At 73.3% G+C, this 15,745-nt stretch carries 17 protein-coding genes; 12 read left to right on the top strand and 5 right to left on the bottom strand.

All coding sequences use genetic code 11. The annotated features are described in order from the left end of the window. Window positions 1-39 precede the first annotated feature (39 nt). From hemE to cofD, 12 genes are all read left to right on the top strand, one after another. Window positions 40-1,077, top strand: coding sequence for a uroporphyrinogen decarboxylase (gene hemE / locus I5G_RS12445; protein WP_022879350.1), 1,038 nt, complete (start codon window positions 40-42; stop codon window positions 1,075-1,077). Then, window positions 1,074-2,579 (top strand): protoporphyrinogen oxidase, encoded by a 1,506-nt coding sequence (hemG, locus tag I5G_RS12440; protein WP_022879349.1) that lies wholly within the window; start codon window positions 1,074-1,076, stop codon window positions 2,577-2,579. Before hemE ends, hemG begins: the two co-directional genes overlap by 4 nt. A 106-nt stretch (window positions 2,580-2,685) precedes the next feature. Further along, on the top strand, window positions 2,686-3,087 hold the full coding sequence (locus I5G_RS12435; protein ID WP_022879348.1) for a hypothetical protein: 402 nt from the start codon (window positions 2,686-2,688) through the stop codon (window positions 3,085-3,087). A gap of 2 nt (window positions 3,088-3,089) precedes the next feature. Continuing rightward, entirely contained in the window at window positions 3,090-3,500 is a 411-nt protein-coding gene (locus I5G_RS12430; protein WP_022879347.1) for a phage holin family protein, read from the top strand. Further along, complete coding sequence (locus I5G_RS12425) at window positions 3,490-3,768, top strand: hypothetical protein (protein WP_022879346.1); 279 nt, start codon at window positions 3,490-3,492, stop codon at window positions 3,766-3,768. The genes I5G_RS12430 and I5G_RS12425 overlap by 11 nt, the downstream gene beginning before the upstream one ends. Before the next feature lie 277 nt (window positions 3,769-4,045). After that, entirely contained in the window at window positions 4,046-4,717 is a 672-nt protein-coding gene (gene hemQ / locus I5G_RS12420; RefSeq protein WP_022879345.1) for a hydrogen peroxide-dependent heme synthase, read from the top strand. After that, entirely contained in the window at window positions 4,714-5,712 is a 999-nt protein-coding gene (hemC, locus tag I5G_RS12415) for a hydroxymethylbilane synthase (protein ID WP_022879344.1), read from the top strand. Before hemQ ends, hemC begins: the two co-directional genes overlap by 4 nt. Then, complete coding sequence (locus I5G_RS12410) at window positions 5,709-6,512, top strand: uroporphyrinogen-III synthase (RefSeq protein ID WP_022879343.1); 804 nt, start codon at window positions 5,709-5,711, stop codon at window positions 6,510-6,512. The genes hemC and I5G_RS12410 overlap by 4 nt, the downstream gene beginning before the upstream one ends. Next, complete coding sequence (gene hemB / locus I5G_RS12405) at window positions 6,509-7,492, top strand: porphobilinogen synthase (RefSeq protein WP_022879342.1); 984 nt, start codon at window positions 6,509-6,511, stop codon at window positions 7,490-7,492. The genes I5G_RS12410 and hemB overlap by 4 nt, the downstream gene beginning before the upstream one ends. A 101-nt stretch (window positions 7,493-7,593) precedes the next feature. Next, window positions 7,594-8,934 (top strand): glutamate-1-semialdehyde 2,1-aminomutase, encoded by a 1,341-nt coding sequence (locus I5G_RS12400; RefSeq protein ID WP_022879341.1) that lies wholly within the window; start codon window positions 7,594-7,596, stop codon window positions 8,932-8,934. Between the two features lie 242 nt (window positions 8,935-9,176). Continuing rightward, window positions 9,177-9,653 carry a DUF2231 domain-containing protein gene (locus I5G_RS12395; protein WP_022879340.1) on the top strand — a complete coding sequence of 159 codons (477 nt, stop codon included), beginning with the start codon at window positions 9,177-9,179 and terminating at the stop codon, window positions 9,651-9,653. Window positions 9,654-9,691: 38 nt separating this feature from the next. After that, the gene (gene cofD / locus I5G_RS12390) at window positions 9,692-10,657 is read left to right on the top strand and encodes a 2-phospho-L-lactate transferase (protein ID WP_022879339.1); all 966 of its coding nucleotides are present in this window, start codon (window positions 9,692-9,694) and stop codon (window positions 10,655-10,657) included. Between the two features lie 121 nt (window positions 10,658-10,778). On the opposite strand, the gene cofC is transcribed toward cofD, so the two are convergent. From cofC to I5G_RS25390, 5 genes are all read right to left on the bottom strand, one after another. After that, window positions 10,779-11,417 (bottom strand): 2-phospho-L-lactate guanylyltransferase, encoded by a 639-nt coding sequence (cofC, locus tag I5G_RS12385; protein WP_026095889.1) that lies wholly within the window; start codon window positions 11,415-11,417, stop codon window positions 10,779-10,781. A 210-nt stretch (window positions 11,418-11,627) separates the two neighbouring features. After that, window positions 11,628-12,638 (bottom strand): glucose-6-phosphate dehydrogenase (coenzyme-F420), encoded by a 1,011-nt coding sequence (fgd, locus tag I5G_RS12380; protein WP_022879337.1) that lies wholly within the window; start codon window positions 12,636-12,638, stop codon window positions 11,628-11,630. A 39-nt stretch (window positions 12,639-12,677) separates the two neighbouring features. Further along, on the bottom strand, window positions 12,678-14,141 hold the full coding sequence (locus I5G_RS12375; RefSeq protein WP_022879336.1) for an NAD(P)/FAD-dependent oxidoreductase: 1,464 nt from the start codon (window positions 14,139-14,141) through the stop codon (window positions 12,678-12,680). Further along, window positions 14,138-15,199: a hypothetical protein gene (locus I5G_RS24085; RefSeq protein ID WP_239642536.1), complete on the bottom strand. Its 1,062-nt coding sequence runs from the start codon at window positions 15,197-15,199 to the stop codon at window positions 14,138-14,140. Before I5G_RS24085 ends, I5G_RS12375 begins: the two co-directional genes overlap by 4 nt. Then, a complete protein-coding gene (locus I5G_RS25390; protein ID WP_239642537.1) occupies window positions 15,100-15,717 on the bottom strand; it encodes a GNAT family N-acetyltransferase in 618 nt (205 codons plus the stop codon). Before I5G_RS25390 ends, I5G_RS24085 begins: the two co-directional genes overlap by 100 nt. Window positions 15,718-15,745 lie beyond the last annotated feature (28 nt).

Raw genomic sequence — 15,745 nt, 5'->3', positions numbered from 1 at the left:
CCCCGTTCTTCACAGAACGCGAATGGGAGGATGGATGCCATGGCCTCCCCCGACGCGCCCCTTCTCCGTGCCCTCCGCGGCGACCGCCCCGAGCGGCAGCCGGTGTGGTTCATGCGGCAGGCCGGGCGCTCGCTGCCCGAGTACCGCGACCTCCGCGTCGGCACGCGGATGCTCGACGCGTGCCTCACCCCCGACCTCGCGGCCGAGATCACACTGCAGCCGGTCCGCCGTCACGGGGTGGATGCCGCGATCTTCTTCAGCGACATCGTCGTGCCGCTGCGGTTGGCGGGCGTCGCCGTCGAGATCGAGCCCGGACGCGGCCCGGTGTTCGCCGAGCCCGTGCGCACCGCCGCCGACGTCGCCCGGGTCACGGCGATCGACCCGGCCGACGTGGCGGCCGCGGCGGAGCCGATCCGCGAGGCCGTGCGCCTGGTCGCCGCCGAGCTCGACGACGCCGTGCCGCTCATCGGCTTCGCGGGGGCTCCGTTCACTCTCGCGGCGTACCTCGTCGAGGGTGGCCCGTCGAAGGAGCACCTGCGCGCGCGCGGCATGATGCACGCCGACCCCGAGTCCTGGCACCGTCTCGCGGGCTGGCTGGCCGAGGTCTCGCGCGCGTTCCTCTCCGCGCAGATCGACGGTGGAGCGCAGGCCGTGCAGCTGTTCGATTCGTGGGCCGGTTCGCTCTCGCGCGCAGCGTTCCTCGAGTACGTCGCGCCGCACTCGCGCACGGCTCTCGAGGGCATCGACGTCCCGCGCATCCACTTCGGCGTCGGCACCGGGCCGTTCCTCGCCGACATGCGCCTCGGCGGGATCGCCGACGCGGTCGGCGTGGACTGGCGGATGCCGCTCGACGAGGCGGCCGCGATCGTCGGCCCCGACACGACGCTGCAGGGCAACATCGATCCGGCGCTCCTCGGCGCGCCGTGGCCGGTGCTCGCCGCGCACGTCGACGACGTCCTCGCGCGCGGCCGCGCGGCCCGCGCCCACGTACTGAACCTCGGCCACGGGGTGCCGCCCGACACCGATCCGACGGTGCTCACGCGCATCGTCGCCCGCGCGCACGGGGAGGCGGAGTGAGCGATCCGCTCGAGCGTCTCGCGAAGCACGCTCATGAGAGCCACGTCGTCGTCGCGGGCGGCGGCGTCTCGGGGCTCGTCGCGGCGCTGGAGTGCGCCAAGGTCGGCATGCGGGTGACCGTGCTCGAGGCATCCGACGCCTTCGGGGGAGTCGTGCGGTCCGCCGAGGTCGGCGGGCTGACCCTCGACGTCGGCGCCGAGAGCTTCGCGACGCGCGGCGGCATCGTCCGTGCGCTGCTGGCCGAGCTCGGCCTCGACGATCAGGTCGTGCCCCCGAACAGCGCGGGCGCGTGGGTGGCGGGCGTGCCGGGTGTCGGGGCGGCCCCTCTGCCGAAGGGCGGGGTGCTCGGCATCCCGGACAATCCCTGGGCACCCGACGTGCGGCGCGTGATCGGCTGGGCCGGCGCGTGGCGCGCGTACGTCGATCGCCTGCGGCCGCCGCTCACCATCGGCCACCAGCACAGCCTCGGCGCGCTCGTGCGTCAGCGCATGGGCGCGCGCGTGCTCGATCGGCTCGTCGCGCCCGTGACGAGCGGCGTGTATTCGGCGCGCCCGGACGACATCGACGTCGACCTCGCCGCCCCCGGCCTCAACGCCGCGCTCACCCGCACCGGCTCGCTGGGCGGTGCCGTGGCCGAGCTGCGCGCGGCCCGGAACACGCCCACGCCGACCGACGCCCCGGCATCCGATGTCCCGGTCGTGGAGGGCGCCGCGCCGCGCACTCCGGCGCCCGGCGGCGCGGTCGAGGGGATCGTCGGCGGGATGTCACGGCTCGTCGACGCGCTCGTCGCGCGGCTCGGCGAGCTCGGCGCGGAGCTGCGCACCGGTGTCGCGGTCACCGAACTCGCGCCGCGCGACGGCGGCTGGACCGTCCACACCGATGACGAGCCCCTGGACGCCGACGCCGTGATCGTGGCGCTCCCCGAGGGCGTGGCGCGCCGGCTGCTCGCCCCCGTCGTTCCGAACCTCGACGATTCCGAGCCGATCGCGCCGGTCGTCGAGGTCGTGACGCTCGTCGTGCACGCTCCCGCGCTCGACGCGGCCCCGCGCGGAACCGGCGTCCTCACGGTTCCCGGCAGCCACGTCGCGAAGGCCCTCACGCATTCCACGGCCAAATGGGATTGGGTTCGGGATGCCACTGAGCCCGGCATCCACGTCGTCCGGGTGTCGTTCGGAGCGCAGGGTGAGGAGCCGGCGACCGCGACGCTGGACGACGATGCCGCGGCCGAACTCGCGCTGTCCGAGGCGGCGGCGCTGCTCGGCGTGGAACTCGCCCCGTCCGCGCTGCGCGCGGCGCACCGCGTCCGCTACGTCCAGTCGCAGCCCGGCGCCGCGATCGGGCGTGCGGCGCAGACCGCTGCGGCGCGGGGTGCGGTGCGCGCGGTCCTCGGTCTCGGGGCGACGGGTGCCTGGTTGTCGGGGACGGGTCTCGCGCAGGTGATTCCCGATGCCCGCGCCGAGGCCGACCGGGTGCGCAGCGCCGCCCTGTGGCACCGCGGCTGACAGGATGTTTCGCGTCCGGCGCGATCATGTCAAGGGCGGATGCCGGAACGGGAATACATCGCTATCGTGAGACTCGACCAGCACTGATCGAGCGTGAGGAGACCCCATGAGGGGCAAAGCAGCACTCGTCGTCGGACTCGTGGCGGGCTACGTGCTCGGAGCACGCGCGGGCCGCGAACGGTACGAGCAGATCAAGGCGCAGGCCGAGAAGGTCTGGGACCAGCCCGTCGTCCAGGGCCAGGTCGAGAAGGTGAAGGCGTTCGGCGTCTCCGCCCTCAAGTCCGTGCCCGGCGTGGTGTGGAAGGGCGCGAAGTCGGTCACCGGTGCCGCGTCGCAGTCGGGCACCGTCTCCGAGCGCGCCGAGCGTGCCGGCCGCGCCGCGAAGGCCTCGGCTCACGAGGTCGCCGACGCGGTCGAGGACTCCGTCGACGACGCGAAGAGCGCCGAGAAGACCGCCACCACGCGCGCGCAGGCCAACAAGAACAGCTCCACGTCCTCGGAGAGCTGACGATGACCACTCCCCGCGGTTTCCGCGATCGCGCCGACGACAGCCTGTTCACGCTGATCGGGGACATCCCCGAACTCGTGCGCAACCTCGTCGTCGCCGAGATCAACGGGGCGAAGGCCTGGGCGGCCCGCACCGCCAAGGATGCCGGGATCGGCGCGGGCTGGTTCGTCGGCGCCCTGATCGTCGTCTTCTGGGCCGTCCCCGTCTTCTTCGCGTTCGTCATCGCCGGGCTGTCGTCGTGGTGGCCGGTGTGGCTCTCCGCGCTGGTGGTCTTCGGCGTGATGCTCGTGGTGACCGCGATCCTCGCGCTGCTGGGATACCTCCGGTTCAAGAAGCTGTCGAAGCGCGAGAACCCGGGCCAGGCCATCGCGCAGGACGTCCGCATCGTGAAGGAGGCCGGCGATGAGTATTGAGCGTCCCGTTCCCGTGCCGAAGACGGCCGTGCCCCTGGGCATCGCCGACCCCGTCGAGCAGGCCCGCGCCGAACTCAAGGCGGCCCTCGCCGCCATCGAGGTCAAGGCGAACCTGCCGCGCCGGCTCAGCGAGGCCGTCGACGAGCGCGTCGCCGAGGCGCGCGAGTCCGCTCGCCGCAACCCCGCCGCGGCTGCCGCGGTGGTCGTCGGTGTCGCCGCCACGGTCGGCCTGACCGTCTGGGCCCTGGTCCGCGCCTACACGCGCTGACCTGCGCGTCCGCCGCGGCGTCGCCGTCCCGGCATCCATTTCCTCGAACGCCCGCGTTCCGCTCCGGACCGCGGGCGTTCGACGTGCCCCGTCCGGGTGCTGCCTGATCGGCCAGTTCACGTGATCTGGTCGAACGTACGGCTCGTGCGCCGCCATGACGTGTGCACTCGGCCAGTTCACGTGATCTGGCACCCGCTACCTCGACGGGCGGCCGCCGGTGGTTCGGCGGTGAGTCAACCGGTTTGGAGCGGCGCGCCGGGAGGGCGAGGATTGACGCATGGCCCACGATGACTCCTCCTCCATCTACACCCTGTGGGCGGTCCTCCGCCGCGACCCCGAGAACCCCGTCACCGAGGCCGACGCCACCGAGCTGTCCGACCTGGTCGACCTGATCGAGGCGGACGGCGTCACGATCCGCGGGTTCTACGACGTCAGCGGCCTGCGCGCCGACGCCGACCTCATGGTCTGGCTGCACGGCGCCGACCCCCAGGCGCTGCAGCGCGACCTGCGGCGCCTCCGCCGCACCGAGCTGCTGAAGAACCTGCTCCCGACGTGGAACGCCATGGGCGTGCATCGGGATGCCGAGTTCAACCGGTCGCACGTGCCCGGCTTCCTCCGCGGCATCGACGCGAAGGACTGGCTCTGCCTGTACCCGTTCGTCCGCAGCTACGAGTGGTACCTGCTGCCCGAGGCCGAGCGCCGCGAGATGCTCATCGAGCACGGCAAGAAGGGCTCGCAGTACACGGGCGTGATCGCCAACACCGTGGCATCCTTCGCCCTGGGTGACTACGAGTGGCTGCTGCCGATGGAGGCCGACGACCTCACCGACCTCGTCGACATGATGCGCGACCTCCGCTACACCGAGGCCCGCCGCCACGTCCGCGAAGAGGTGCCGTTCTACACGGGTCGCCGCGTCACCCTCGACGAGATCCCCGAGATCCTCCAGTGATCGCCGCCCTGCGCCTGGGCACCCGGCGCAGCGCGCTGGCCATGGCGCAGTCCCAGATGGTCGCCGATGCGGTGGCCGAGGCATCCGGTCGCGAGGTCGAACTCGTTCCGATCGTGTCCGAGGGCGACGTCAACCGCGCGTCGCTGTCGCAGCTCGGCGGTCGGGGCGTCTTCGCGAACGGTCTGCGCGAGGCGCTCGCCGCCGACCGCTGCGACTTCCTCGTGCACTCGCTCAAAGATCTGCCGACGCTGCAGCCCGAGGGGCTCGTCATCGCCGCGACTCCCCGCCGCGAGGACGCACGCGACGTCGTCGTGACCCGCGGCGGCACGCCGCTGTCCGAGCTGCCCGCCGGGTCGCGCGTCGGCACGGGGTCTCCGCGCCGCATCGCGCAGGTGCTGCGGCACAACCCGGGAGTCGACGTCCGGGACATCCGCGGCAACGTCGACTCGCGCCTCGCGCGCGTCCGCGACGGAGACCTGGATGCCGTCATCCTCGCGGCCGCGGGAATCTCGCGGCTCGGCGGCGACCTGGGCGGCCTCGAGGCCGAGTACCTGGGTCTCGCCGAATGGCCGACCGCTCCGGGGCAGGGGTCTCTCGCGATCGAGACCCGCGCCGACATCGACCCCGAGACCCTCGCCGCCCTCGCGGCGCTCGACGACGAGGCGACGCGCATCGCGATCACGGCGGAGCGCACGGTGCTCTCGGTCCTGGATGCCGGCTGCCACGCGCCGGTCGCGACGCACGCTGCGCTCGTCGACGGCGATCTGCGGCTCCGGGCCATCGTGTACGCCCTCGACGGCTCGCATCGGATCGGTATCGATCGGACCGTGCGTGTAGAGCCGGGGTATGGTGGGGAAACTGGCAGTGGCAATGGTGCGAATGCTGCCGACGACGGGGGACCCATCGCGCACGCGACGCGAGCGGGCCAAGAAGCCGCGCGTCGGTTGCTCGAACGCGGGGCGGCCGACCTGGTACCACGAGAGTCGACCACATGAATGAAGGCCACCGGCACACGCCGACCCCAGACAAGCCGCTCGCCGGCCGGCGCGTCCTCGTGCCCCGCGGTGGCCCGTGGGGCGACGGTGTCGCCGCGAGCCTCCGCCAGCGCGGGGCCGTTCCGGTCATCGCGCCGCTGATCAACTTCGCGCCGACGAACGACCAGGCGACGCTCGACCAGGCCCTCTCCGACCTCGCCGACGGAGCGTTCGACTGGCTCACGCTCACCAGCGCGACCACGGTCGACGTGCTGTACGCCTACCGGGCCGTCATCCCCGCCCGGACGAAGGTCGCCGCCGTCGGTGAGACCACCGCCGCCGCGATGCAGGCCGTCGGGTACCGCGTCGATCTCGTGCCCGAGCGCGACAACTCGGCGCAGGGCATGGCCGAGCAGATGATCGCGCTGGAGACCGAGCCGCGCAGCGTCCTCACGCTCCGCAGCGAGATCGCCAAGCCCGTGCTCACGCGTCTGCTGATCGAGGCCGGACACCACGTCCGCAGCGTCGTGGCGTACCGCACGGTCGGCGTCCCCGTCACCGAGAAGATCGCCGGGGATGTCCACTCCGGACGCATCAACGCGATCCTCATCACCAGCGGTTCGGTCGCCGAACAGGTGGTCGAACAGTTCCCCGAGATCCCGGCATCCACCGTCATCGCCGCGATCGGTCCGCGCACCGCGAAGGATGCCAAGCGCGCGGGCCTCACCGTCGACGTCGTCGCCGAGCGGCAGACCGTCGACTCCCTGATCGAGGCCGTCGCCCGATTCACCCTCCCCCCGGAGTCCGAGACCCCCGCATGAGCTTCCCCGAGTACCGCCCGCGGCGCCTGCGCCGCACCCCCGCCACCCGCCGCCTCGCCCGCGAGACGCACCTCGTGCCGTCGCAGCTCGTGCTGCCGCTGTTCGTCCGCGAGGGCCTCAGCGAGCAGGTGCCCATCGGCTCGATGCCGGGCGTCGTGCAGCACTCGCTCGACTCGCTGCGTCGGGTCGTCGCCGAAGCCGCGGCTGCCCGCATCGGTGGCGTCATGCTCTTCGGCGTGCCCGAGACCCGCGACGCGGTGGGCTCTGGTGCCGACGACCCGAACGGCATCCTGAACGTCGCGACCGAGACCGTGATCTCCGAGGTCGGCGACGCGCTCGTCGTGCAGACCGACCTGTGCCTCGACGAGTTCACCGACCACGGCCACTGCGGTGTGCTCGCGGCCGACGGCACCGTGGACAACGACGCGACTCTCGAGAGGTACACCGCGATGGGGCTCGCGCAGGCGCGCGCGGGCTCGGCGATGCTCGGGCTCTCCGGGATGATGGACGGCCAGGTCGGCGCGGTGCGTCAGGCGCTGGATGCCGAGGGCTTCACCGACACGTTGATCCTGGCGTACTCCGCGAAGTACGCGGGGGCGTTCTACGGTCCGTTCCGTGAGGCCGTGGACTCGCAGCTCAAGGGCGACCGCCGGACGTATCAGCTCGACCCCGGCAACGGTCGCGAGGGCGTGCGCGAGGCGCTGCTCGACGTCGAAGAGGGTGCCGACGTCGTGATGGTCAAGCCGGCGCTGCCGTACCTCGACGTCCTCGCCGACGTGCGCGCCGCCGTCGACGTGCCGGTGTGGGCGTACCAGGTGTCGGGCGAGTACGCGATGATCGAGGCCGCCGCGGCCCACGGCTGGATCGACCGCCGCGGAGCCGTGCTGGAGAGCCTCCTCGGCATCCGTCGCGCCGGCGCCGACGCGATCCTGACGTACTGGGCCCTCGAGGCCGCGCACTGGCTACGCGCCGACCTGTAACCCCGCCTCCGGCGCGTGAGGGGTCAATTTCTGTCGCCTGCGCGGCGCTGAAGCGACAGTTCTTGACCCCTCACGCGAGGGTGCCCGGGAGAATGGAAGACATGACTGACCTCAACGAACGGTGGTTCGCGCGCGCGAAGGACGTCATCCCGGGCGGAGTGAACTCGCCGGTGCGGGCGTACGGATCCGTCGGCGGAACGCCGCGGTTCGTGCAGTCCGCCGCGGGCGCCCGCATCACGGATGCCGCGGGCCGAGAATACGTCGACCTCGTCGCCTCGTGGGGTCCGGCGCTCCTCGGCCACGCGCACCCCGAAGTGGTCGGGGCCGTGCAGTCGGCGGCATCCAAGGGTCTGTCCTTCGGTGCGCCGACGGGCGCCGAGGTCGAGCTCGCCGACCTGATCGCCCACCGCGTGCGCGTCGGGGATCTCGCGCCGGTCGAGAAGGTGCGTCTGGTCTCGACGGGCACCGAGGCGACGATGACGGCGATCCGTCTCGCGCGCGGAGCCACCGGCCGTGACCTGCTGATCAAATTCGCGGGCCACTACCACGGGCACTCCGACGGGCTGCTGGCCGCCGCCGGGTCCGGCGTCGCGACGCTCGCGCTCCCCGGTTCCGCCGGTGTGCCCGCCCCGATCGCCGCGCAGACGCTCGTCCTTCCCTACAACGACCTCGACGCGGTGCGCGAGGCGTTCGCGGTGCACGGCGAGAACATCGCCGCGATCATCGTCGAGGCGGCATCCGCGAACATGGGTGTCGTCCCGCCGCTGCCGGGCTTCAACGCCGCGCTCGCCGACATCGCGCACAGCCACGGCGCGCTGCTCATCGTGGACGAGGTCCTCACCGGATTCCGCGTGCACCCCGCCGGCTTCTGGGGCCTGCAGGCGTCGCAGGGCGAGACGTACCTGCCCGACATCCTCACGTTCGGCAAGGTCGTCGGCGGAGGGATGCCACTGGCCGCCCTCGGCGGCCGCGCCGACGTCATGGACCAGCTCGCGCCGCTCGGTCCCGTCTACCAGGCCGGCACGCTGTCGGGGAACCCGCTGTCGGTCGCCGCGGGCCTGGCCACGCTGCGTCTGGCGACGCCCGAGGTGTACGCCGCGGTCGACGCCTCGGCCGCACGCGTTGCTTCTGCCCTTGACGACGCCCTGACCGCGGAGGGCGTCGTGCACGCCGTCCCGCGCGCCGGATCCCTGTTCGGTGTCGCATTCCTCCCCGAGGTGCCGCGCGACTACGCCACGGCGCTGACGCAGCAGTCGTGGCGCTACGCCCCGTTCTTCCACGCGATGCTGGATGCCGGCATCTCCCTGCCCCCGAGCGTCTTCGAGGCGTGGTTCCTCACTGCCGCGCACGACGACCTCGCGCTCGAGCGGGTGCTCGAGGCTCTGCCGGGGGCCGCGCGGGCCGCGGCCGGCGCGGCCGACCCGACGCTGCTCGCGCAGTAGGGCGGCGCTGGCGGGCGCATCTCGCTCGGCGCCGGTCGGCGCGCTGAGTTTCGCCTCGTCCGGGCGCCGATAAACGCTCCGGCTCGGCAGAAACGCTGTGTCCGGGCGTTTCGGTCGAGGGAGAGCGTTTATGGCGGGGCCGCCGGGGCGCACCGACCGTCCCGAAACGCCGCATCATCCCACGGCGGAAGGGCAGCATTACCTGCCTGGATTGCGGCCCGGCACTGTGCTGTGATCAGCGCATGTGGCAGTTCGCGGGCCTCCCGCTTCACCCCCTCCTCGTGCACGCCGTCGTCGTGCTGTTGCCGCTCGCGGCGCTGATGCTCATCATCGGCAGCGTGTGGCCGGCCGCGCGTCGGCGGCTCGGCATCCTAACCCCCATCGTCGCGATCGTCGGCGGCGGGTTCGCGCTGCTGGCGAAGGAGGCAGGCGAAGCGCTCGAGCGCCAGGTACCGTCGTCGGCGCTGGTCGAGGCGCACACCGAGATGGGAGACGGCCCCGTGATCTGGGCGTTCTTCCTGATCGTGGTCGCGGTCGCGCAGTGGGGCTGGTTCTGGTGGCGCGCCCGGCGCGCGGACCGCCCCCTCGCCGGCGCACGGATCATCACGGGCGTCATCGCCGTCGTCGCGGTCGCGGTCGCGATCGGCACGACCGTCGACCTCGTGCTCGTCGGCGACAGCGGTGCCCGCGCGGTCTGGTCCGCGCTCGGCGGCGCCTGACGCGTCGCGCCGCCTCGCGGCGGTGGAAGACTGGACGGATGCCAAACCCTCAGCCTCGCGTCGTCGTGCTCGCCGGCGGTGTCGGTGGATCGAAGTTCACCCTCGGCGTGCGCGCGGCCCTGCGGCGGCTCGGGGCGCCCGAGGCGACGGTCGTCGTCAACACCGGGGACGACCTGTGGCTCTCGGGCGTGCGGCTGCAGCCCGACGTCGACTCGATCACGTACGCGCTCGCCGGGGTCAACGACACCGTCCGCGGCTGGGGGCGCGCGGGTGACACCGAGCGGGTGAACGAGGAGTTGCAGGCGTGGGGCGCGGGGTGGCCGTGGTTCACGCTCGGCGATCTCGACCTGGGCACGCACCTCGCCCGCACCGGGTGGCTGCGCGAGGGTTTCACCCCGACCGAGGTCCTCGGTCGGATGGCGCAGCGGTGGCCGCTCGGCATCCATCTGCTCCCGATGAGCGACAGCGAGGTCGACACGCACGTGCACGTCGAGGACGGCAGGCGTCTGCACTTCCAGGAGTGGTGGACGCGCTACCGCGCCGCCCTGGCCCCGACGCGGTTCGAGAACCCCGGAATCGTGGATGCCAGACCCGCACCCGGCGTCCTCGAGGCGATCGCGCGGGCCGATGTGGTGCTGTTCGCCCCGTCGAACCCGGTCGTCTCGATCGGGCCGATCCTCGCGGTGCCGGGGATCCGGGAGGCGCTGCGGTCCACGGCGGCCCGCGTCGTGGGCGTGTCGCCGATCATCGGCGGCCGGGTCGTGCGCGGCATGGCCGACGTGTGCTTGACGGCGATCGGCGTCGAGACCTCGGCCGCGGCCGTCGCCCGGCACTACGGCGCGCGGTCGGCGGAGGGGCTGCTCGACGTGTGGCTCCTCGCCGAGGAGGATGCCGCCGCGGCTGCGGCGGTGGAGACGGCGGGGATCCATGCGGTGGTCGCGCCGCTGTGGATGCGCGACGAAGAGGCTTCGGCCGCGATCGCCGACGCGGCGCTCGGCGCGTAGGTCGCGGGGTCGGCGCGAACGTCGCAGATTCGCCCCGATCTCGCAGAATTCGGGCCGAAATCTGCGAAGTTCGCGGGATTCTGCGAGATTCGCGGGCCGCGTCAGGCCGCCGCGGGCGGCGTCAGGCCGCCGCTGCCGCGAGCACGGCGGCCGTTCGCGGGCCGACGCCGAGGGCCACGGCCTCGGCGAGCTGCGCGGCGGTGTCGACATCCCGGCGCAGGGTCGACCCTCGCGGAACCGCGAGGTCGGTGCAACCCAGGAGTCGGTGCCGGGCCGCGGAGTCGGCGCCGAAGGCGGACACCCACACCGCGCCGGGGCGGGCGGTGACGAGGGTGGAGCCGGTGCCCTCGGCATCCGGGACCAGCCCCCGTTCCACCTCGCCCGCGAGCTTCAGCGCGGCGTCGAGATCCTGCGGCGTCAGTGCGGGCACGTCGCCCAGCAGCGCCGCGCGGGGCGCGCCCCGACCGGCGGCGTCCGCGCCCAGGGCGATTGCGGCGTCGAGGCCGCGCACATCGCCTTCGGGGACCACGTCGACCGCGGGCCACTGCGACACCAGGGCGGACACCTCGGCGTCATCGGTCACCACCAGCACGTGCGAGACGCGCGGGGTCGCGGCGGCGGCGGCGATCGTGTCGAGCGCGATCGCGCGCGCGAGGGCCTCGCGCTCGGCGGTCACGGCGGTCAGCCGCGTCTTGCCGAGCGCGGCGGGCTTCACGGGCACGACGATCGTCCACCCGTCGCGGATCTCAGGAATGCTCATCGGATCCATTGTGTGCCGGACTCCGGATATTTCCGGACGGGGGTAGCGGTGCGCCCGCGATTCGTGCTGCAGCGGCGGGGAATCACCGGAGCGCGGGACACGCCGCGGCACACGACGCCGCGGAAACCCACCCGCGGCAGGCACCCCGGAGCGCGGGACACGACGCCGCCGGGCGGGACGCCGCGTGTCCCGCCGCGCCGCCCCCCGGCCTCAGCTGAACCGCGCCCGCAGCCGTGGCAGGATCTCCGCGCCGTACGTGCGCAGGAACTCCTCCTGGTCGTGGCCCGGGTCGTGGAACACCAGGTGGCGGAAGCCCAGGTCGACGTAGTGCGCGATGCGCTCGACGTGCTCGTCGGGGTCGGTCGAGACGATGAACCGGGATGCCGCCCGCTCGATCGGCAACTCGTCGGCCAGGCGCGCCATCTCGATCGGGTCGTGCACGCTCATCTTCTCTTCCGCCGACAGGGCCAGGGGAGCCCAGAAACGCGTCTTCTCGAGTGCGGTCTCGCGGTCGGGGTGGTACGCGACCTTGACCTCCATGAGCGTGTCGACGTCGTCGCGCGTGCGGCCGGCCTTGGCGAGGCCGTCGTCGAGGGCGGGCAGCAGCGTCTCCGTGTACAGGGACGGATCCTTGCCGCTCGTGGTGATGTAGCCCTCCGCGATGCGCCCGGCGAGCCGCGTCGCCGCGGGACCCGAGGCGCCGATGTAGATCGGCACCTTCTGCTCGGGGCGGTCGTAGATCGTGGCATCCTTCACCGAGTAGTGGGTGCCCTCGAAGGTGACCCGATCTTCGGTCCAGAGCTTGTCGATGAGGGTGATCGCCTCCTTCAGACGCTGGAAGCGCTCGGGCGGCTCGGGCCACTCGAGACCGAGGGTCACCTCGTTGAGGGCCTCGCCGGTGCCGACGCCGAGGGCGACGCGTCCGGGGAACATCACGCCGAGCGTCGCGAACACCTGCGCGATGACTCCCGGGTGGTAGCGGAACGTGGGGGTCAGCACCGACGTGCCGAGGATCACCCGGGAAGTGCGGGCGCCGAGCGCTCCGAGCCACGGCAGGGCGTTCGGGGCGTGGCCGCCCTCGTGCCGCCACGGCTGCAGGTGGTCGGAGAGGAAGACCGAGTCGAACCCGACCTCCTCGGCCAGCACGCTGAAGTCGAGCAGCTCGTTCGGCCCGAACTGCTCGCTCGAGGCCTTGTATCCGAATCGCAGCGGAACGACCATGATTCTCCTTCTTCGTGACCCGCCTACGCGGGCGATGCGTCAGCCGCGCACGGGGGTGTGCGCGGGTTCGAACTCCGACCCGTCGGTACCGGTCAGTCTCTCGTGGAACGCCTGCACGGTGCCCGGCCACAGCAGCGTCAGCCGCCCCGATCTCTCGTCGACGTACCAGTTGCGGCATCCGCCGGTCATCCAGGGCGTGGATGCCGCGGCGGCGGCGATCTCGTCGGTGTAGGCCGCCTCGGCCTCGGGGCGGACGCGCAGCACGCGATCGGGGCGACGATCGCGCTCGGCGAGGGCACGGACGACGTACGCGGCCTGCTCCTCGATCATGAGGACCGCCGAGTTGTGCCCGAGGCTCGCGTTGGGGCCGTTGAGGACGAACAGGTTCGGGAAGCCGGCGACCACGGTGGATCCGAACGACGTCATGCCCTCGGACCAGTGCTCGGCGAGCGTGCCGTCCTCGCCGCGCACGAGGTCGGCGTACGGCTGCTGCGTCGAGGCGAAGCCGGTGGCGAGCACGAGCACGTCGGCCTCGTGCTCCCGTCCGCTCGCCGCGGTGAGCGTCGACCCGTCGACGCGGTCGAGCGCGCTCGGTTCGAGGGTCACCCGATCGGATGCCACGGCCGGGTAGAACGCGTCCGAGAGCAGCACACGCTTGCAGCCGAAGGCGTAATCGGGGGTCAGGGCGGCGCGCAGCGCAGGGTCGGCGACCTGGGCGTGCAGGTGCGCAAGAGCGGCATCGCGAGCGGCGGCGGAGGCCGCGGCGTCGCCGGACCGGGACGCGAAGCGCGCTTCCCCCTCGGCGTACAGCTCGGCGCGGAGGCGTGCAAGGGCGCCGGGGTTCTCGGCGAGGCGCTCGCGCTCCTCGGCGGGGATCTCGCCGCCCCCGCGGGGGACGATCCACGCCGGAGTGCGCTGGAACAGCGTCACGTGGGCGGCGCGCCGCGCGAGCTCGGGGACGAGCTGCACGGCGCTCGCGCCGGTCCCGACGACCGCCACGCGCTTGCCGGTGAGGTCGACGTCGTGGTCCCAGCGCGCGGAGTGGAACAGCGGACCGGCGAACGACTCGAGGCCGTCGATCGCGGGGACGTGCGGTTCGGTGAGGCGTCCGCACGCGAGGACGAGCGAGCGTGCCTGAAGGACCTCGGCGCCGGTGTCGACGTGCCAGACCGAGGTCTCGGCATCCCACTCCGCCCCCACGAGCGGAGTGTGCAGCCGGATGCTCTCGCCGACGCCCGCGGCCACGTCGCGCAGGTACTGCTGGATCTCGTGTCCCTCGGCGAACGTGCGGGACCAGCCGGCGTGCGGGTGCGCCGCGTAGCTGTACAGGTGCGCGGGGACGTCGCACGCCACGCCCGGGTAGGTGTTGTCGCGCCAGGTTCCGCCGACGTCGCCCGCGCGCTCGATGATCACGACGTCGTCGCGGCCCGCGCGGTGCAGGGCACCGGCCATGCCGAGCCCGGCGAAGCCCGCGCCGACCACGACGACGTCGACGACGCTCACGCAGTCGCTCCGGCGGCGGCGTGCGCGGCGGCCACGCCGTAGTCGGTCGTGCGCAGGCGGAACGGCCGCATCAGGCTGCGGGCGAGGCGCTCGGCATCCTTCACCGGCAGCTCGAGCCCCTGCTCGATGCCCGTGTCGGGCAGCACGCGACCGTCGTAGAGCGTGCCGCCGAGGTCGTCGCCGCCGGAGCGCAGGAGGACGGCGGCGGTCTCGCGGCCCACGCGGGTCCACGGGATCTGCACGTGCGGGATCGCGCCCGACAGCAGCAGCCGCGACACCGCGACCATCGCGCGATGCTCGTGGATCGCGGAACGCCCGGCGACCAGCGGCACGTCGCCGCCGGGGAGCGGGATCGGCACGAACTCCGCGAAGCCTCGCGTCTCGGCCTGGATGCTGCGCAGCCGGCGCAGGTGCGCGATGCGCTCGGCCGCGGTCTCGACGTGGCCGTAGAAGAGCACCGAGGTCGAGCGGAACCCCGCCCGATGCGCGGCCGTGATGCCCTCGGCCCAGCGATCGATCTCGAGGTCGTCCGGCGCGACGAGCGCGCGCACGCGCTCGCTCAGCACCTTGACCCCCGTGCCCGGGACCGTGTCGACACCGGCCTCGCGCATCGCCGCGAGGGCGCCGTCGAGCCCGAGTCCGCCACGGTCGGCGAGGTCGCGCACGTCGAGCGGACGGAATGCGTGGACATGGATGCCAGGAGCCCCGCGCTTCACGGCCCGCACGAGGTCGAGGTACCCCGAGGGGTCTTCCTCGGCGGGAAGAGCGCCCTGGATGCAGATCTCGGTGGCGCCGAGGTCGGCGGCATCCGCGGCGATCGCCTCGGCATCCGCGAGGTCGAACTCTCCCACGCCCGCGCGGCCCGCGCGCCGGTAGCCGGTCGAGGTGAGGTTGCGGTTGCGGACCAGGGTCACCGGCTCGCCGACGGTGTAGCGACGCGCGTCGTCGGCCGCGGCGGTCAGGGCGTCGAGCTCGGCGCCGGTGGCGTGGAGCAGCCGCGTCCAGTCGGCGTCGTCGAGCGCGAGCGGGTCTGCTGCGGCCTCGGCGAGACGGAGCACGCCGGGGTCGGCGCTGTGCGCTGCCGCCGGGGCATTGGCGCGAGCCGCGTCGCCGGCGGGACGAGCGGAGGTGATTCGGGGAGCGGAGGATGCCGCGGCCTCGGGCTGTCCTCCCGTGCCGGAATCTCCTCCCGTGGCGGGGTTGTGCAGGGCAGGTGCGGCGCTGTCGGCTGCGGGGCTGCCGGGGGCGACGCCGCCGGGGGCGGAGGGGATTCGGGGAGCGGAGGATGCCAGGGCCTCGGGCTGTCCTCCCGCGCCGGAATCTCCTCCCGTGGCGGGGTTGTGCAGGGCAGGTGCGGCGCTGTCGGCTGCGGGGCTGCCGGGGGCGACGCCGCCGGGGGCGGAGGGGATTCGGGGAGCGTGTGATGCGTGTCGAGGACGAGTTCCGCGGCGCCGCGCTCGCGGGCCCGGCGCTCGAGGTCGTCGAGGATCCCGCGGCCCCAGCCGCGTCCGCGTCCGCTGTCGCGGACGAACAGGTGCTTGACCTCGTCGCGCGGGCCGTGCGGGCCGTCCTCGATCCGGCGGATGCCACCGCACCCGACGGGC

Source organism: Microbacterium sp. B19 (assembly GCF_000333395.1).
Taxonomy (GTDB): Bacteria; Actinomycetota; Actinomycetes; order Actinomycetales; family Microbacteriaceae; genus Microbacterium.
The sequence above is the reverse complement of the archived record's forward strand: the minus strand, read 5'-3'. Positions and strand labels throughout refer to the sequence as shown.